Annotated in this window: 15 protein-coding genes; 8 read left to right on the top strand and 7 right to left on the bottom strand. The window is 49.7% G+C overall.

The window, feature by feature from the left end:
- Nucleotides 1–185: 185 nt before the first annotated feature.
- From FOA19_RS08735 to era, 3 genes are all read right to left on the bottom strand, one after another.
- Nucleotides 186–386, bottom strand: coding sequence for a hypothetical protein (locus tag FOA19_RS08735; protein WP_149090347.1), 201 nt, complete (start codon nt 384–386; stop codon nt 186–188).
- Between the two features lie 65 nt (nt 387–451).
- Nucleotides 452–1765: a ribosome biogenesis GTPase Der gene (gene der / locus FOA19_RS08730; RefSeq protein ID WP_149090346.1), complete on the bottom strand. Its 1314-nt coding sequence runs from the start codon at nt 1763–1765 to the stop codon at nt 452–454.
- A 257-nt stretch (nt 1766–2022) separates the two neighbouring features.
- Nucleotides 2023–2913 carry a GTPase Era gene (gene era / locus FOA19_RS08725; protein WP_149090345.1) on the bottom strand — a complete coding sequence of 297 codons (891 nt, stop codon included), beginning with the start codon at nt 2911–2913 and terminating at the stop codon, nt 2023–2025.
- A 510-nt stretch (nt 2914–3423) separates the two neighbouring features.
- Between era and hemH the strand changes: the two genes are divergently transcribed.
- Entirely contained in the window at nt 3424–4452 is a 1029-nt protein-coding gene (gene hemH / locus FOA19_RS08720; protein WP_149090344.1) for a ferrochelatase, read from the top strand.
- Nucleotides 4453–4630: 178 nt separating this feature from the next.
- Here hemH and FOA19_RS08715 read toward each other — a convergent pair whose 3' ends face one another.
- Nucleotides 4631–5005, bottom strand: a complete 375-nt coding sequence (locus tag FOA19_RS08715) for a putative quinol monooxygenase (protein ID WP_223808791.1) — start codon at nt 5003–5005, stop codon at nt 4631–4633.
- An 89-nt stretch (nt 5006–5094) separates the two neighbouring features.
- Nucleotides 5095–5676: an LOG family protein gene (locus tag FOA19_RS08710; RefSeq protein ID WP_149090343.1), complete on the bottom strand. Its 582-nt coding sequence runs from the start codon at nt 5674–5676 to the stop codon at nt 5095–5097.
- Nucleotides 5677–5980: 304 nt separating this feature from the next.
- On the opposite strand from FOA19_RS08710, the gene FOA19_RS08705 reads away from it, so the two are divergent.
- Genes FOA19_RS08705 through FOA19_RS08685 form a run of 5 tightly spaced genes read left to right on the top strand, consistent with a single transcriptional unit; the run spans nt 5981 to nt 12689 of the window.
- Nucleotides 5981–6529: a hypothetical protein gene (locus FOA19_RS08705; RefSeq protein WP_149090342.1), complete on the top strand. Its 549-nt coding sequence runs from the start codon at nt 5981–5983 to the stop codon at nt 6527–6529.
- On the top strand, nt 6498–7667 hold the full coding sequence (locus FOA19_RS08700; RefSeq protein WP_223808789.1) for an AAA family ATPase: 1170 nt from the start codon (nt 6498–6500) through the stop codon (nt 7665–7667). Before FOA19_RS08705 ends, FOA19_RS08700 begins: the two co-directional genes overlap by 32 nt.
- Nucleotides 7640–8386: a hypothetical protein gene (locus tag FOA19_RS08695; RefSeq protein WP_149090340.1), complete on the top strand. Its 747-nt coding sequence runs from the start codon at nt 7640–7642 to the stop codon at nt 8384–8386. The genes FOA19_RS08700 and FOA19_RS08695 overlap by 28 nt, the downstream gene beginning before the upstream one ends.
- 3 nt (nt 8387–8389) lie before the next feature.
- On the top strand, nt 8390–10972 hold the full coding sequence (locus tag FOA19_RS08690; protein ID WP_149090339.1) for a ribosomal protein L7/L12: 2583 nt from the start codon (nt 8390–8392) through the stop codon (nt 10970–10972).
- A complete protein-coding gene (locus FOA19_RS08685) occupies nt 10962–12689 on the top strand; it encodes a hypothetical protein (protein ID WP_149090338.1) in 1728 nt (575 codons plus the stop codon). Before FOA19_RS08690 ends, FOA19_RS08685 begins: the two co-directional genes overlap by 11 nt.
- 121 nt (nt 12690–12810) lie before the next feature.
- Here FOA19_RS08685 and proS read toward each other — a convergent pair whose 3' ends face one another.
- On the bottom strand, nt 12811–14289 hold the full coding sequence (proS, locus tag FOA19_RS08680) for a proline--tRNA ligase (RefSeq protein WP_149090337.1): 1479 nt from the start codon (nt 14287–14289) through the stop codon (nt 12811–12813).
- Between the two features lie 200 nt (nt 14290–14489).
- Here proS and FOA19_RS08675 point away from each other — a divergent pair, with 200 nt between their 5' ends.
- Nucleotides 14490–15584 (top strand): hypothetical protein, encoded by a 1095-nt coding sequence (locus FOA19_RS08675; protein WP_149090336.1) that lies wholly within the window; start codon nt 14490–14492, stop codon nt 15582–15584.
- A 21-nt stretch (nt 15585–15605) separates the two neighbouring features.
- Nucleotides 15606–17087: an OmpP1/FadL family transporter gene (locus FOA19_RS08670; protein ID WP_149090335.1), complete on the top strand. Its 1482-nt coding sequence runs from the start codon at nt 15606–15608 to the stop codon at nt 17085–17087.
- 119 nt (nt 17088–17206) lie between these two features.
- On the opposite strand, the gene FOA19_RS08665 is transcribed toward FOA19_RS08670, so the two are convergent.
- The gene (locus tag FOA19_RS08665) at nt 17207–18925 is read right to left on the bottom strand and encodes a T9SS type A sorting domain-containing protein (RefSeq protein WP_223808788.1); all 1719 of its coding nucleotides are present in this window, start codon (nt 18923–18925) and stop codon (nt 17207–17209) included.
- Nucleotides 18926–18942: the final 17 nt, after the last annotated feature.

Genomic DNA, 18942 nt, shown 5'->3' with positions numbered 1-18942 from the left:
TACACAGGAGGATAAATGCTTCTTGGGCATGTATACGCGTGTATGTGAAAATAGATATATTTCCCAGACCTGATATAGGAACAATGCAATCACATTCTTTTTAAACGAACAAAGGCGCAGACCCTTCCTGAACTCAATCAGGAGCGGTCCGCGCCTTTGCGCATGGTATTATCTAAGAATTAAACTTATTTCTCAGTAGACAGAGAATCGGTGCCCAGTCCGGTAGTGTCAATGGGTGCCGCCGTGGTCTCGGCAACATCCGTGGCGGTGGTGGCATCCTCCATGGTAGCAGAGGTAGGGGCCTCCGTTTCCTGGGCTTCTTTTGATTCACAGGCAGAAAAAGACAGTAAAACTGCTGCTGCCACTACAGTAAATAGGGTCCTCATAAAATTAATAATACAGGGTTAGGTAGTACGTAAGTCGCAGGTAGAAAGAAAAGAGCAGTGCCTGCTTATTTCTTTCTGAATACTAAGTTAACGGGCACGCCTTCAAAACCAAAATGCTCGCGCAGGCGGTTTTCCAGGTACCTGGTGTAAGACTCTTTGATGTACTGCGGCAGGTTGCAGAAAAACGCGAACGTAGGCGTGTTGGTAGGCAACTGCGTCACGTACTTTATCTTCACAAATTTGCCCTTGATGGACGGCGGCTGATAGCGCTCAATCTCCTTCAGCATGGCATCGTTCAGCTTGGAGGTCGGGATCTTCATGGACCGGTTCTCGTGTACCTGAATAGCGGTCTCAATGGCCTTGTGCACGCGCTGCTTGTTCAGCACCGAGATGAACACGATGGGCGGGTACGCGATAGGCGCGATCTTCTCCCTGATGGCGTTCTCCATGTCACGCATGGTGTTGGTTTCTTTCTCCACCAGGTCCCACTTGTTCACCAGAATCACCAGACCCTTGCGGTTTTTATCGGCCAGACCGATGATGTTCATGTCCTGGGCCTCAATGCCGCGGGTGGCGTCCAGCATCACAATGACTACATCGCTTTCCTCCAGCGCACGCACCGAACGCAGCACCGAGTAGAACTCAATGTCCTCATGCACTTTGCTTTTCTTCCGGAGACCGGCGGTATCCACAATGATGAACTCCTTGCCGTACGCGTTGTAGTGCGAGTGAATAGAGTCACGGGTGGTGCCGGCAATATCGGTCACAATGTTGCGGTCTTCGCCCAACAGCAGGTTCACGAACGAGGATTTACCCACGTTGGGTCTACCCACCACCGCGATGCGCGGAATACCGGCCTCTGGGTTCTCAATGCCTTCTTCTGGGAAGTGGGACACCACGGCGTCCAACAACTCACCGGTGCCCGAGCCGTTCTGGCTGGAAACCGGAAAGATTTCGTTCTCAAAACCCAGCGCGTAAAACTCGCCAGACAAGTGACCGCGGGAGTGCGTATCGGCTTTGTTGGCCACAATGTACACCGGCTTATCGGTGCGGCGCAACACGTTGGCGAACTCCTCGTCCAGACCGGTGAGGCCCGCCTCCACGTCTACCATGAACAGGATCACATCAGCCTCTTTGATGGCCAGTTCCACCTGCTTGCGGATCTCCTCCTCAAAAATATCATCTGACCCGTGCACGTATCCGCCGGTGTCAATGACAGTAAAATATTTGCCTGTCCACTCGCCGTGGCCATAGTGACGGTCACGGGTTACGCCGCTCACGTTGTCCATGATGGCTTTGCGCTGACCTACCAAACGGTTAAACAGGGTTGATTTGCCCACGTTGGGGCGTCCTACAATGGCGATTGTATTTTGTGCCATATCAATTGGAATGTGCGTTTTGAGGCTCCTTTTCGGGAATCGCTCCCAAAACGCGGGTTAAACCTGCGGTATCGCCTTCGTGGCGCCGCTAGGGAATTGTTGGTATTGTTAATTGCTGATTGTTGATTGATCATCTCTGAGCTTCTCTCCAATCGCAACTACTTCATTTACAATTTCTTCTTTTTGTCATCCTGAAAGGAGATATGAACATGTGTAATTATGAATTTGCACATGTTCACATCTCCAAATAATCAAATCTAAATGCTGTTATAGCCGAAACGGTCCAGAAGGCGTTTGTCGGCGCGCCAGTTCTCGTTCACGCGCACGTAGAGGTCCAGGAACACTTTTTTGCCGAAGAACTCTTCCATGTCTATGCGGGCCTGGGTACCTACTTTCTTGAGCGCAGCGCCTTTGTCACCAATGACAATGCCTTTCTGGCTTTTGCGCTCCACACTGATTTCGGCCCGCATTCTAATGATGTCATCGTCTTCCTTGAACTCCTCAATGACCACCTCGCAACTGTAAGGGATTTCCTTTTTGTAGTTGAGGAAGATCTTCTCGCGCACCATCTCGGCCGCAAAGAAACGCTCAGGCTTGTCGGTTAGTTCATCTTTGGGATAATACGCCGGATGCTCGGGCAGCAGGTCCAGAATCTTCTGGAACACGCCGGGCGTGCCCTGGCTGTGCAGCGCCGAGATGGGCATGTACTCCTGGGCAGGTAGTTGCTCTTTCCAGTACGCAATCTTGGCTTCTACCTCTTCCTGCGTGGCCTGGTCAATTTTGTTGATGAGCAGCAGAATGGGGGCTTTGGCTTTGCGCAAGCGCTCCACCACCTCGCTCTCGTCGTGCTTCTCGTAGATATCGGTCACGAACAGAATCACGTCGGCATCTTCCAGGGAAGCGTGTACGAAGCGCATCATGGACTCATGCAACTCATACTGCGGCTGGATGATACCGGGGGTATCTGAGTACACAATCTGGAAATCCTCTGCGTTCAGGATTCCCATGATGCGGTGGCGGGTGGTCTGGGCTTTTGAGGTGATGATGGAGAGTTTCTCGCCTACCATCACGTTCATCAACGTGGACTTGCCTACGTTAGGCTTGCCTATGATGCTTACAAACCCTGCTTTGTGCGGCTTCTCTGCCATTTTTCACCTCCTTTTTAAAACAATTTGCAAAGGTAACGCTTTTTAATGAGTTCTCCCTCAGGAGCTAAAAGTCTGTCTTTTAGGTACGCAGCAACCAGCCTTACGTTTTAGGGCCGATTTCTTGAAAACAGCTCCGAAAGATATTAAAGGTCCCGCTGGCGCGAGTGTCCCGCTCGTGTCCGCGCGCATTGCGGGATTACTCCTGCTGATTGCTCCGGAAGATTATTGTTCTGATGAAGAGGATCAGGAATACGCGTGGACACGAGCGGGACGCTCGCGCCAGCGGAGACTTATGATTTACTTATAAAGTAAGTCAACAGAAATTTGAAACATTTACCGGGCTTTAGGCCTTATGTGTTTTTGGTTTGTTTTCCAGAAAACAACCTTGAAACTTAAGTAGTCGTCTCTATAAGACATTGTTAATATCTATAGGAAAATGATGCATATCATGTCTTTGGCTCATGCCGAAGCTCATCTTATCCGTATCTTTGCGCCCTCAATTGAACATATATGAAAAGTGGAGCCACTGGCAAAACAGGAGTATTATTAGTGAACCTCGGCACGCCGGACTCTCCCAGCGTACCGCACGTGCGCAAATACCTGCGCGAATTCTTATTGGACAAACGGGTGCTGGACATTGCGGCGCCCAATAGATACGTGCTGGTCAACGGCGTGATCGCCCCTTTCCGGGCCCCAAAATCGGCGAAAATCTACGCGCAGCTCTGGACTGAGCGTGGCTCGCCATTGCTTTTCCACGGATTGGACTTACAGCGGCTGGTGCAGGAGAAACTGGGCAAAGATTACCACGTGGCCTTTGGCATGCGGTACCAGAGCCCCAGCATTGAAAATGCCCTGAGAGAACTGCAGGAGAAAGTAGTGGACCGTATTGTGGTGCTGCCGCTGTTCCCGCAGTATGCCTCGGCCAGCACGGGTTCTGTGCAGGAGAAGGTGATGGAGATTGTAAGCAAGTGGGAGGTGATCCCAGACATAAGTTTCATCAGCACGTTTTGTAACCACCCGGGCTTTATTGGCACCTTCACCGAGATCGCCCGTGAGCACATGGCCAAGCGCGACTATGACCATTTTGTCTTCAGTTACCACGGCTTGCCGGAGCGCCAGATTTTGAAGGCAAGCACCAAAGGCTATTGCCAGCTAGGAGCCTGCTGCAACACGTACCACAGCCGAAACCGCTACTGCTATCGGGCCCAGTGTTTTGAGACCTCCCGCCAACTGGCCAAGGCCCTGAACATCCCCGAGGACAAGTACACCGTGTCGTTCCAGTCCCGTCTGGGCAAAGACCCATGGCTGCAACCCTACACCGACTTCATTCTGAAAGACCTGGCCGCTGCCGGAGTGAAAAGTGTTCTGGCATTCAGCCCTGCCTTTGTCGCCGATTGTTTGGAAACCACCATTGAAGTAGGCAAGGAATTCAAGGAGGAGTTTGAGGCTGCCGGCGGAGAGCACTGGCAATTGGTGGAAAGCTGCAACACGCACCCCACCTGGATCAATGCCGTGACGCAGATGGTGCTGGAAGCGTAAGTTTCTGTATCAAGGAGCACGGATTAGAGTTAAAAAGAGAAGCCCGGGCAAATGCTCGGGCTTCTCTTTTTATTCTTGTTTTCAATACTTCTACCTAATGCAAGCAAAGCGATAAGTTGAAGGTTACTGCTCACTATTGATGCCTACACCCCTCTAGTTGAGTCCTAGAAGATTGATTTTACTTCAACTTATGGAATATCTTTTTCATTGTGTCTGCATCTAAGGCAGTCATGTCTATCAGCTTCAGGTTTTTCACCATTTTAAGCGTGGTGGTTTTGTACTTCTGAAAGTGCGGAGTTTTCAAATGCGACTCATACGCTGCTTTGTTCGCGTATATTTCCACGATTCTGATCTGGTTCGGAGCCTCCTTCAGAGACATCGGGAAAATGGAAATGACACCCGGTTCTAAACGCACGGATGCCTCCGCTTCCTCCTGCAGAATCTTGTTATATTCGTCAAGGTACTTAGAGTCAATCTCCAATTCTGACAACCGAATGATCATCTCCTGTTTCTGGGCAAAGACACTCATGCTGGCAAACAGGAGGAATGACATTACTAGCAAATACCTCATATTGATTAGCTGGTTCTGATGTATAGCCCCTTAACGCCTCTTTTCTGAAAAACGCACTTAAAACCGAAAACTTAAATCCGCTTGAAATCTACCCACTTCTCAGTGATGATGGGTGAATGGTTCAGGATTTGGTCTAGTAAGTCCTCGCCTTTATCAGCGATGATGATGTTGTTGCGCTGCTCGGCTTTCACAAACCCTTCGGTGACGCTGTGGTCCATCATCTGCAGGAACGGATTGAAGTAGCCGTTCACGTTGAACAAGGCCGCAGGCTTTTGGATGATTTTCAACTGGTTCCAGGTCACGATCTCGCAGAACTCGTCAAAGGTCCCGAAGCCGCCGGGCATGGCTACAAAAGCGTCTGACTCAGCGGCCATCAGGGCTTTGCGCTCGTGCATGGTCTGTACCACGTGCAGTTTGGTAAGGCCGATATGCGCCACCTCCATGTCTACCAGGCTCTGCGGGATTACGCCTACTACTTCGCCACCTCCGGCTAAAACGGCATCGGCAATGACGCCCATTAACCCTACTTTTCCGCCGCCATAGACTAAGCGGATGCCTTTCTCGGCAAACAGTGTTCCAAGGGCATGGGCGGCTTCACGGTAAACCGGATGGTGGCCGCTGCTGGCCCCGCAAAAAATGGCGATACTTTTCATAAGTCTATCAGCGTAGAGGTTAGAGGATATAAAAGTACGAAAGCCTCCATGAAGACCTTGGGTTTTTACTCCTGTTTTAGAACTGATTTCAGGAAATCAGGCTAAAACTAAATTTCCTTCAGAAGTACATTCTTGGTATTTATCTTTAAATTGTAACGAGCGAACCTTCATAAAATAGTTAAATTCCTATATAATCAGGAAAGAAGGTCAGGGCAACAGAGAACTTAAGTAGATGCAGCACCCTTTTTTTCAAACTATAGATACCCTCCGCAGGAAAGAGGAACTGATTCTGTTTACCAGATTAATGAAGGTAACCCCTGAAGAGGAAGATTTGGTAACGGAATTGCTTGCCTTGGAATATGAAAAAGAGAGCCTGAACTATCCTTTCACGCCTCCGGCGTTTGATGGCCCCGCTGCCCTGTGGGGAGCCCAAACGGTGTACTCCGCCTCCCAATTGTTGCTCTACAGAGAGAACCAAGCAGAAGAATTATCCTTCCTTTTGCCGGCCTATTCCAACACCCTAACTCCTGAGGCAGTTTTATCCATAGATCTTTGCCTGCGTTTTCTGCCGCCCTTGTTAGAGCAGGCAAGTTCCATTGACAACCAGGATGCCTTGATCTCTGTCCTGGAGCAGCACCTGCAGCAATGGCATTATTCGGCCGTTGGCTATGACCTCGCTTTAGAGAACCTGAGTTTTGAGACAGTGCTTAGTGATAATTGTCTCCTGCAGCTTTACGCAGATAGAGTGATCCAAAGAAAGTCCCGCAGACTAGCAGAACACGCCCCTATACAAACACAAATAAAGGCCAGCCTAGGCCATTATGCTTCTACCTTCTGGAGCGCCTTATCTTGACTATTTCATGAACCAGATTGACAAATTAAACGCCGTACTTTCCTACATCAAGCATTCTTTTATTGGCAAAGACGAGATCATAGATCTGCTGGGCATTAGCTTACTTGCAAAAGAAAACATGTTTCTGCTGGGCCCACCGGGTACCGCCAAAAGTGCCATTGTCCGGCAATTGTCCAACTGTCTGGAGGGCGGCAAGAACTTTGAATACCTCCTTACCCGCTTCACAGAGCCTAATGAAATCTTCGGGCCGTTTGACATCAGGCAACTGAAAGAGGGCGAGTTGGTGACCAACACAGAGGGCATGCTGCCAGAAGCTTCCCTGGTTTTCCTGGACGAGATCTTCAACGCCAACAGTGCCATTCTGAACAGCTTGCTCATGGCCCTTAATGAGAAGATGTTCCGGCGCGGCAAGGAGACCCGCACCTTACCTGCCCTTATGTTTGTAGGCGCCAGCAACGTATTGCCCGAAGACGAAGCTCTGAACGCCTTGCTTGACCGCTTCCTGATCAGGGTGAACTGTGACTATGTAGACCCAGACCTCCTGCACGAGGTTCTGTTAGCTGGCTGGAAACTGGAGAACGCCCCCGCCACCCAAAAACCAACCATCACCCCAGAAGACATCATAGCCCTGCAGAAACAGGCCCGGCTGGTAGACCTCACGCCTATCCGGAAACAGTATGTAGACCTGGTACACAGCCTGCGAAATACCGGCATCAAGGTATCTGACCGCCGCGCCGTGAAACTGCAAAACCTGATTGCCGCTAGCGCCTTCATCTGCAAACGTACGGAGGCGAATGTATCTGATCTTTGGGTCCTCAAATACATCTGGGACACCGAAGAACAGATTGAGATATTGGAAGGCATCATCAACCAGCTCATTGAAAAATCTGAGTCAGAAGCGGTTCACCCCCAGGCGCTTTACAACAAGTTGCCAAACCCTGAGGAGGTGCTGAAAGAAGTAGCTTATTTAACCCAAAAGTGGCAAACTGCATCGCTCTCATTTGAGGAGCAGAACATCATCAAAGACAAGCTCCGGTATGTTCAAACCCGCTGTGAGTGGATCAAGAACCCCGAGCAAAAGCAATACATACAACAGGAAATAGAAAGTCTATGGCAGAAAATCCTTCAAACCATATAAACTTTCTGCTGGAGATAGACCAAGAGCATCTATCTGACCTGGTTCAGATTCGTTCTTGGTTCAACCTGAAAATTGCTCATGAGGGGCGCACGTATTGGGTCAAAGATTTCACCCAGCAGCAACTTGAGTCATTAGAGGTTAAAAGTATTCCGTTCAAGAAACTTTACTCCCTGCAGAACAACCTGTTGTTTCCATACGGCAGTAAATTACCCAGCAAACGTCTGCCTTCGGCGCTTCTCTGGACACCCCTGGAACGTGGGCTTCCAGTAACGCTTCCGGCGTACAACCATAATTATTTTGGCCTGCAGGAAAAGATACAAGTAAAGTTAGTACCAGCAGACATAGAGCAGCCTGATTTTGGGCTGGTGGTCAGCCTTGCCACGCTTAGTGCCTATGTACAAACCGCCCCAGCCATTCGACTACAAAATCTATCCTGGCTTATTTTGAAACCAGAGGCAGCTTTGGTTTTAGGCACGCCACTTTTGCCGGTGCCTGGCAGAAGCTATTGGCAGAGAGGCAGTCATCTGCTACCCACTGGCTATGACTTTGAGTTACCTGTATTACAAGAGGTGATTCAACAGAAAATCAATCCCGAGCAGGAAGAATGGGTCTTCTGGCAGCCAAACGGGTCATACAGTTTCATCACCAAAGCCCAATTCCGGCCGCTGACCATCAGTTCGGTACGGTTGTCTGTTCAATCAGCCTCTGTAACATCTTAGCGCATGCAGTTCCACGAGTATTTTCAATCTTCCCAAGACTACTTCTGGCGGTGGGAAGAACACACCGAGGTGCTGACAATCCCCAAAGGTAGCACCATTGCGTACCGCGAGTTTGTCTTCAAGGCGCTGGAGCATCTTTCTGAGCAGGGCATCCCGCCCTTCGGTGCTCTGTTACTGGCTATTATTGCCACCAATCATTCCATGGGAGATGACCTGCAGCAGGTAGAGGATGAAATAAGGGAAAGCATTCTAAAACAGCCTCCCGCTTTGGTTCAATTTGAACCGTTGCAGGAAGCCATGCAGTTTTTGAAACGGCTACACCTGGTGCCTACGCAATACACCACAGGCAATAAAAGGCTGCAATTGTTTCAAGTGCTTTTTGAGTCTTGCCACAATATTATTTCCGGCATTAAAGCCAAAAAGCTCCTTGAAGAGGCAAAACAGACGTTTATTCATCACAGAGGCAGCTTAATAGATACGCTGGAGCAACAAGATCCGTTCAGTGTTGCCACTTACAAAAAAGACTTCAGGTGCATTGGCTTGCTGAGCAAGAAGTTTCCGGATGCAGATTCCATTGTTGCGGCTATGGCAGCTTTACAACCCATTCCTGAGCTTGATTTGGAAAAACCAGAGCAGGCGGCAACAGGAAAAGGTCCTGACTTCATTGAGGAACTGACAAGCCATACAACCACTTTCCAAATTGGGTCCCTGGTGAAGCATATCTGGTCAGGATTGACTATTCAGCTGCATCATCTCTTACCTAGCGAGCAGCCCTTGGGCGGCGTTTCTGATTTATCCAACAAAGGCAATTTTGGCAACCTGCTGATTTCTGAGTTCGCCAACGATGATTTGGTGTTCCTTTCCAGACTGGCCAATAATGAGGCCTTGTACCTGCACCGCGAGAGCCCACCGGCCACAGACAAACTGGAGCGGGTGCTGTTGCTGGATGTTTCCCTAAGAAGTTGGGGAACCCCTAAAACACTAGCCTATTCTATTTTGGTGGCCATTGCCAACCATCCTAAGACGGATATTCCTTGCACGGCGTATGCGGTGGGCGACAACTACCAGGCTATCCACTTTAACACGGTAGATGAAGTAATTGACAGCTTAAATGTTCTGGAGGGAACGCTCCACCCTGCCGCGGGGCTGGAGCAGTTTTTCCAAGAGTACAGCACTGGCAAAAACACCGAAGTACTGTTTATCTGCTCCCCAGACACCCTAAGGCAACCCGCCGTGCAGAAGGTAATCAGTGAGCATCATGCAGCCTTCAAATACTGGATCACCACTGACCAGGAGGGTACCATTGAATTCTACAAAAACCAGCACAGCAGTAGAAAGTTAGTGCAGAAGATACAACTTCCGCTGGAAGAGCTATGGAAACGCCGCGCGCCAACTTCTCTGAAAGCCGCCATTACAGCCGGTGAGACAGAGGAAAATGAATGGCCCATCCTTTTTGCATTCACGGCCAATTATAAAAAGTTCTTGCGCCTAAGCACTCACTGCTTTGTAGTGACCCCTGAAAAAAAGCTGATGAAGTTCCATGATATTGGCTACTACCCTGTGCAAAAAGGACTGGAACTTTGCCTGACTAATTTACCTTCTGGCGGGTCTGGGCACGAGATAGGTGTGGATGAGAATGGCGACCTAATCTTTTTATGCGTTAAAACCAGCACAAAGGAAGTAACGGTGTACAATCTTACCACCAGGGAACAGGAAACCGTGCCTTTCAATGAAAGGAGTCTTTCTACAGCCCCAGAGTTCTTCTCCTACCAAGGAGCCTTTTACGCGCTAGGTGTTGCACATCACTGGAAATTGGAGCATTTCCCTAAATGGCACCTTGTAAAGCATTCAAACACGGGAAAGGAGCTGAAACAAGCTTACCATGCTCGGCAAGAAGAAATAAAGCGCGCTGAAGCTGCCTTCAAAGCGGCCCCTGTCTCTGTGCTCAAAAACCTGACAGAAGTGTTCATCAATAAAAAGAGAAACCTGGTTTTCAACAAACATGAGCTGCTGCTAAACCAATATGGGGTAATTCAACTGAAGCCCGCCGTAGATTTTGGCAGAGAAGCCATACATGAGGCTTACCTCATCGCTGAAAATGAATTTTCCTTCGCCGGAGGTGGCAAAGTGACGTTGAACCGATCTGGCATACTCCAGTTGCTTGCACCTATTACAGAGGAGAAACCAACCTATGAAGTGATCCTGGAGAAAAGCGGTCCGCATAAAATATACTTGGTTAAAAGCCTTCAGGCAAGCGCAAACATTTCCCTGAAAACCGCCAAGGACATAGTAGATCATGCTCCTAGAGTAGTGAAGTCAACTATCAGCAAGACAGAGGCAGACGTACTAAAGATGCGTATTGAAGAGCAGGGAGGAATAGCAAGGGTGGCGCCGGCACATCAAGGAAATGTGTTGTATATACCATCGGTGTTGGATAGCAATTTAGGAGTCTCTACCCAGCATTATTTTGCAGGCAACAGTTACTACCTTCCTAACAAGAGCCAATTACGGGTAATAGATACGAACTCCTTTTTTCACACCCACATTACTACTTTCATTTCAAAGGTGTTAGAACATGGAAATTAAGGTTACTCCCTCTTCGCGGAACAGCAATCACTTGGGCGGGGTACTTGTGAAAGATTCTTCGGTGCATACCTGGCTGCAGCAAATAGGCTTTATGGGCTTATCACTCACCCAAGTAGTAGCCTATCCAATCCCTGGCAAGACTCCTAATAGTATTTGGGGCTGCCTACTTCTTTGCAAGGATGGTAAGCTACCTACCGCAATTGGCAAAAATGCGTTTTGTCAGGTATTTCATAACAGAATCTATCTACCAGAAAACGCCGAAATCCGGCCAAAGCTATCACAGGAAGAAACAGAAAGGCTTTTTCCCCGGCACTTACATTTCTTTCACCCAGAAACAGGTTGGGTGGAACTGGAGGAAGAGGTAGAGTGGCTGGATATTCTGGATCTGCCCGAGCCAATGCTACTGCCAACCGAAAGGCCAGCGAAGGGTGTCTCTGTTCCCGACCAAATCAAGAGCGCTCAGATAGTGGAGCCGTCGCCTGAGGACGTGCTTCAAAAACTGGAGCAGGAAATATTCCCACAGACAGAGCCTTTAAGAGACAAGCCCCTAAACCTGTTGGAAAAAGCTAAGCTTTCCCTTTTAAGCCTGCTTTTTAAAAAAGAACCCCAAAACAGCAACTCTTCTGCAGAGGTGGCCTCCACTCCAGCCTCCTGGATAGAGAAATTGGCTGGCCTGTTTACAGCTAACGGAACTCAGGTGGTTGACAAGTTGCAACTAGACTTTGATGAACTGAGCAGACGCAACCAAAGCGAAGTTGACAAACTCCTAGACCTGTTCCAGAAGAACCTGGAGGAGGCGCTGAAATACTCCATCCCCCTGGACATGAACAATTCTGGCAGGAGCAGTCAGGAAGGTCTGTTCAAGTTTTCTAAGTTGTGGGGTGAATTGTCGCTTGGTTCTGGCAACACCATCCACGCCTCTGGCGGGAGAGGCTCTACTTTAGCCAGTGATCAGTTTCAAAGACTACAGGCCCAATACACCCAGGCAGCCAATGACCTTATTGAGCAGAAACAGTACCACAAAGCAGCCTTTGTGTACATGAAACTGCTGAGAAACGAGTACATGGCTGCTCAAACATTGGAGAAAGGAGCACATTTTGCAGAGGCGGCAGCCATTTACTTAAAGATCAAAGCGAAGGAGAAGGCCGCGGAGTGCTATGAAAAGGGTGGCATGATCAATCAGGCTATTGAACTTCATAAGGAACTCAATAACATTGAGAAAATAGGGGACCTTTACGCCAGAATCAACAACATCCCAGAAGCGCACAGGTATTACGGGAAGGTCATTACGGTGTACAAAGGCTATGGTCAATATGTCAAAGCCTCCTTGGTTTACCGAAACAAAATAGGCGATACGTCCCAAGCACAAGCCTTATTGTTAGACGGCTGGCGCTCTGAGAAAGACCCTGTCAACTGCCTCAACAACTATTTCGCTAACATCAAAGATCCTAAGGTCTTGCTAAGCGAAATAGAGTCTGTCTACACCCAAAACACCAATAGCAAAAACAGAGAAGCTTTCCTGCAGGTCATCAAACAAAGCTATAACAAGCACCCAGAGATAGCCGAAAACATCAAAGACATTGCCTATGAGATCATAGCCGTTCAATTGATTGGGAACCCTGCTATTGCTTCGGAATTGAATGCCTTCAACAAGAAAGACAAGAACCTAACCAAGGATATTCTCAAGTACAAGCTCAGCAGAAAATCCTTAAAATGACCTCACTCCTGTTTTAAGCCTAATTTCAAATAAACCGCCCCAAAACATAAACGGGAGCCCTTGCAAGGCTCCCGTTTATGTTTTCTATTAAATAAAGTTTTCTTCCTCCAATTACCAAATCTTAGTACGCTCTGGCGAAGTACACGCGTCGGCTGGAAGGTTTACCAGTCACCATGTCCACGCCTTCTTCCGCTGGAGTGTCCAGGGCAATGCAGCGGATAGTGGCTTTGGTTTCTTCTTTGATGCGTTCTTCAGTCTCAGAGGTGCCGTCCCAGTGGGCCAGTACAAAACCAGGCTTCTCGTCCAGAATGCGCTTGAACTCGTCGTAAGAATCCACTTTGGTGGTGTTGGCTTCTCTAAAGTCCAGGGCGCGTTGGAAGATGTTGGCCTGAATCTCGTCTAGCAAAGCAGGAATCAGGTTCACCAGGTCATCAAACTGCTGTGAGCTTTTCTCTTTGGTATCGCGGCGGGCTACTTCGGCAGTACCGTTCTCCAGGTCACGTCCACCGATGGCGATGCGTACTGGCACACCTTTCAGCTCCCACTCGGCAAACTTGAAGCCAGGGCGCTCGGTGTCGCGGTCGTCAAATTTCACGGAGATGGCTTTGGCCTCTAATTGTTTTTTCAGGCCTAAAACCTTCTCAGAAATCTGTGCCAGTTGCTCTTCGCCTTTATAGATAGGTACAATCACCACCTGGATTGGGGCCAATTTTGGAGGTAATACCAAACCTTCGTCATCGGAGTGCGCCATGACCAGGGCACCCATCAGACGAGTACTCACGCCCCAAGAGGTTCCCCAAACGTGCTCTAGTCCGCCTTCTTTGGTCGCAAATTTCACGTCAAACGCTTGCGCGAAGTTCTGACCCAAAAAGTGGGATGTACCGGCCTGGAGGGCCTTTCCGTCTTGCATTAAGCCTTCAATACAGTAGGTATCCAAAGCTCCGGCAAAGCGCTCATTAGGCGTTTTCTTGCCGCGCACCACTGGCAGAGCCAGGAAGTTCTCGGCGAAGTCAGCGTAGACGTGCAGCATTTGCTCAGTCTCGGCAATGGCTTCTTGTGCGGTGGCGTGGGCGGTGTGCCCTTCCTGCCACAGGAACTCAGCGGTCCGCAGGAACAGGCGCGTCCGCATCTCCCAGCGCACTACGTTGGCCCATTGGTTGATGAGCAAGGGCAAGTCGCGGTAGCTTTGGATCCAACCTTTGTAGGTGCTCCAGATAATGGCCTCAGAAGTTGGGCGCACAATGAGTTCTTCCTCCAGTTTGGCATTAGGGTCAACGCGCAGTTTCCCGGGTTTGTCTGGGTCAGTTTGCAGGCGGTAGTGGGTGACTACGGCGCATTCCTTGGCAAAACCTTCGGCGTTTTGTTCTTCGGCCTCAAACAAACTTTTGGGCACAAATAGGGGGAAGTACGCGTTGGAGTGTCCAGTAGCTTTGAACATATCGTCCAGGACGCGCTGCATCTTTTCCCAGATGGCGTATCCGTACGGTTTGATGACCATGCACCCGCGCACCGCCGAGTTTTCGGCCAGCCCGGCCCGTTTCACTAACTCATTATACCAGAGAGAATAATCCTCACTTCGTTTAGGCAACCCTTTGCTCATTTTTTGTATCTTTGATAGAGAAGAAATATATAGCGATATCTAAATAACGCGGCATAGATTTTGCTTTATTTCTTAGGCGAATCTATACCTTTTCGGCTCAAAAATACGTTAATATATCCGAATAGAAACGTTGGCGAACCGGATACTCTTGTTTGGGCTCGTGAATTGATCTAGCATCCATTACCAACTACTATACTTCCATGAAATATTATACCAACAAACTGCTCATACTACCGCTGCTGGGCTTCTTGGCGGCCGGATGTAGCACGTCCTCTAACCTGCAGACCAGCGAGGCAGATGACGTGTATTTTTCCTCTTCAGACAAGGTGACCTATGTTGAGCCTGTGGCCCAGGAGCAACCGATGAGCGATGCAGACGCCGGTGAGGTGGAAGACGCTGACCGGGACATCACGGAGCGCGTGAGCGACCCAGGGTCCTATGCTCAGAACCGCAGAAACAACAACATGCCTTACCAGTACTCTTACTATGATGCGCCGTTCGGGAATCCGTACTACGCCTACCAGTCTCCGTTCTATAATCCCGGCCGCTACTACTCCAGAGCCGTGATGATGAACCCTTGGATGGATCCTTTCTACGACCCATTCTACGGACCAAGTATGGCAAGCATGGCGATGTATGATCCTTTCTTCCCTAGCAGTGGCATCTCCATTGGCATTGGCTTAGGCTTTGGCCGCTACTACAACCCTTGGGGTTATGGCCTTGGTTACGGCTATGGCTACAACCCTTACAGATACGGTGGCGGGTACTATGGCGGTGGGTACTATGACAGCTACTACGGTGGCAGAGGCGTGACTGCGAACCGCGTGGCTTACGGACGCAGAGATGACAGAGGCTCCAACCTGGGTCGTAATCCTAACATTTCCCGTGACGGCCGTGGCAGCATTGCCGCACCAGGCACCAACAGATCCAGCAACGCGACTGCCCTGGAACCAGGCTACAGAAACCGGTCTTCGTCTCGTGGTAACGTAACCAACGCAGACGGTACCGTACAGCCGCGCCGCAGACAGATGCCAGCCGGCACCCAGTCTCAGGAAATAGGCCTTCCGTCTCAGGAAAGAAGAGTGCGTACCAGCTCCGGAAGTTCTGAAGGTACACAGCCTACCAGACGCCAGCGGACCGAGTACACGCCTGCTCCGGCCCCAAGACAAACAGAAACCCGTACCCGCTCTTACGAGCCTAGCCCATCTTATGAGCCTTCCCGTTCTTCCTCTGGTTCTTCTAGCGGTGGTGGAAGCAGCTCAGGTGGCGGCGGTGGTCGCAGAGGCAGAAATTAATCCCCCCTTCCCTTTAACTACATGAAACAATATAGCTTTCTTTTGGCCTGCCTGGCTTTGTTAGGCAGTGCCGGGAAGAGCTTTGCCCAGAATGAGGTAGATGCTCTTCGTTATTCCCGTACTGAATTTGGCGGTACTGCCCGCTCCATGGGTCTTGGCGGTGCCAACGTAGCCCTTGGCGGCGACGCCGGTTCTTTTTCCACTAACCCAGCTGGCTTGGGTCTTTTCAGACGCTCTGAGATCACGGTGTCTGCCGGTGTGAACGTGAATGAGGTCAACAGCACCGTATATGGTTCACAGGCTACCAATAGCCGCAACAACCTCAACATCCCGGGTTTCTCTGCCGTGTTCTCTACCCGCAAAGCCGATGACGAGGAAGGTGACTGGCGTTCCAGCTCTTTCGGGATTGGCTTCACCAGACAGAACAACTTCAACCAGCGCAGCTTCTATCGGGCTACTGCCCCTGAGGATAACCTAAAATTTGGGGAATACGCCGCGCAACGGGCCAATGCCTTTGGGTTGAACACCAACTCCCTGCAGGAACTGGCCTTTGAAACGTACCTGATCAACGAAGACGACCAAGGGTTCTATTTCCCTAATATGGCAGCGACAAACGCGTTTCAAGAGACCATCCAGACTACCGGCTCGCAGAACCAGTGGGACTTTGCCTACGGTGCCAGTTTCAGAGACAAATTCTTTGTAGGAGCATCTTTGGGCCTGACTACCTTGCGCTTCAAGCAAACCAGAACGTACTCTGAGGAAGGCCCCGCCTCTGACATCACCGACCTGAGCCTGCGGGATGATTTAACCACCGAAGGGTCTGGTTTGAGCCTGCGCGTGGGTGCCATCTACCGTCCGAGCGACGCTCTGCGGTTGGGCTTCTCGGTGCAGACGCCCACCTGGTACACGTTAACCGACCGGTATAACACCAACCTCACGGTGAACTTCAACCAGGCGCCGGAAACCGGTGCTTCCCTTAACCAGTACTTCTCCACAGATCCGGGTGAGTACGAGTATAGCCTGACCACGCCTTTCAAAGCCAGTGGTGGGGCAGCGTTTTTTATAGGGAAGAACGGGTTCATTACCGCCGATGTGGAGTACGTGGACTACAGCAACTCTCGCCTTGACTCCGACGATTCTTTCCAGAACGAGAACCAGACCATCAAGAATGTGTATAACAAAGCCCTGAACTACCGTCTAGGTGCAGAGGCTCGGTTCAACATCTTCCGGGTGAGAGCGGGATATGCGCTCTACGGAGATCCGTTCAAAGACAGCGACGTAGATCAGGCCCGGTCTTACTATACCGGTGGTTTCGGGATCAGGCAGAACAACTTCTTCATTGACGGTGCCCTGGTATTCAGCAAATACAACAGCGTGTACTCGCCTTACACCAACCTGGAGGCAGGTGATCAGAATTCAGAGTTCTACAACTTACCGGTGCCCACTGTAAACAGCAAAATCTCTAACACCAACTTCATTGCTACGGTTGGCTGGAACTTCTAAAACCGTTTTAAGGCCTGTTTACTAAAAACAGGCGCAAAACATAATTCAAATAAGAAGGGCTCTCCTACATCTGGAGAGCCCTTTCTTTTTATACACCTTCTACCCAGTTTAGGCGAGCATCAGAGTTTGATAAACTTATACCGCTGTACTTCTCTCCCTAACCTTACTTCCAAGACATACATCCCCGGCACAAGACTGCTTACAATGAGGTTTTTCTCCAGTACGGTCAGGCTTTTCTCAGCGGAAAAATGCATCACCTGTATTCCCAAATGACTTCTAACGATCAACTGAACTTGCCCAGTAGCGTTGGAGGCATAAGTCAAAGAGAGCGCTTCCGAAACCGGATTGGGCTGCACCTTGAGTTCTGCTGCGGGCAAATGGATGGTATGCTCCAGATTCTCGCTGATGGATTCACAGCCATTGGTTACCACTTTTGCTTTGTAGAGGCCTGAGTTCTTCACGATCAGTTTCTGCCCTTTTGCATGTGGCATGGGTTCATCGTTGAAGTACCACTGGTAACTGTCTGCCGGCGGAGCCACTAGCGTATCACCCTTTGCCACAATCTCAATCTTTTTAGGCTGAATCTTTACTTCCACGGCCTTTGCAGGTCCTTCGCACCCGTTGATATTTTGCGTAGCGAAGAAGGTGGTACTGCTGGTTACAGACGGGGTGAATTCATTTCCTGTAGAAAGCTTGTGTTTCTTGACCGCATCTGAATACCAGGTGATGTTGGTACCCGTGGCTACCAATGGCCTTAACGCATCTCCCTCACACTGCAGCGGCACCTCAGCAATAAATGGAGCAGTTGGCACTTGGTATCTGAAGATCTTTACTTGGCTGGTGGAGGTCTTCTTACATAAAGAAACCGTCCACTCCAGCACCGTTTCACCGTACCCAAGGGCCTGAACAGCAGAACCAGGGTTCTCTGAGTCCACAATAAAGGCCTGCCCACTCACGACTTTCCATCTGCCAGTTCCTTTGATAGGCTGGTTTCCGTTCAGGACCGCACTACTGGTTTCACATAAACTAATGGTGCTTCCGGCCTGCGCAACGGTAGGTTCTTCTACACCACAATCAGTGACTGCAACTGCTACGGGCGAGACAAGCACCGTATCCCCAATAATATTGGTGACTTCATTTGTGGCAATAGGACTGTTGTAGTCAAAGTAATTATGGGCGGTGTTTTTGATCACGGTTCCTTTTGGGTTGTCTGGATTCTGCGCGATGGAGAACTTCACAAACCCATGGCTGCCCGGTTCATTGGTTTTATGGTCTGGCAGGTTGATGTTCTTGAAGGTAAACGTAATCACCGGCTTGCCTCTCCCAGTGACCGTGTAAGTGAAAGGATGCGAGCCTGACCCCACCCGCAACGATGCGATATCCAGATGCTCACTAATGGTATCTTTTACCACCACATTGTACGCCACATCTGTGCCTGTATTCTGAAAACGAATCAAATACTCTAACTCATCCTCGGCTTTGATGTAATGCCTAGAAGAAATTCCTCTAGGGCTTACTTGTTTGTCATTAGGGTCAAAGCTATCTACAATCTCCAGACAATAAATATCCACCTCCGCATCGGCGTCATCCTGGTAGAAATCATCAATAGGCATTGGCATGGCCATGGATGGAAGATTTGTAGGGATGCTTGTTGGTTGCAAGCTTACGGTGGGTCGGCTTTGGCCGGGATGGTGCGGCACCTGGTCTGCCTCTAACCGGTAGGTGACCACTTGGGAAGGCATTTCCAAGGTAGTAGATGCCCCCTTCTGCAGTTTGACTTTCCCCTCCTTCACCAGAGAAGCATTGGCGTACACCCTATACTTCGTGCTATCCGTCATATCACCAACTCCTTCAT

Origin of the sequence: Rufibacter hautae, from assembly GCF_008271695.1 — a bacterium.
Classification (GTDB): Bacteria; Bacteroidota; Bacteroidia; order Cytophagales; family Hymenobacteraceae; genus Nibribacter; species Nibribacter hautae.
This window is presented reverse-complemented; position numbering and strand designations above follow the sequence as displayed.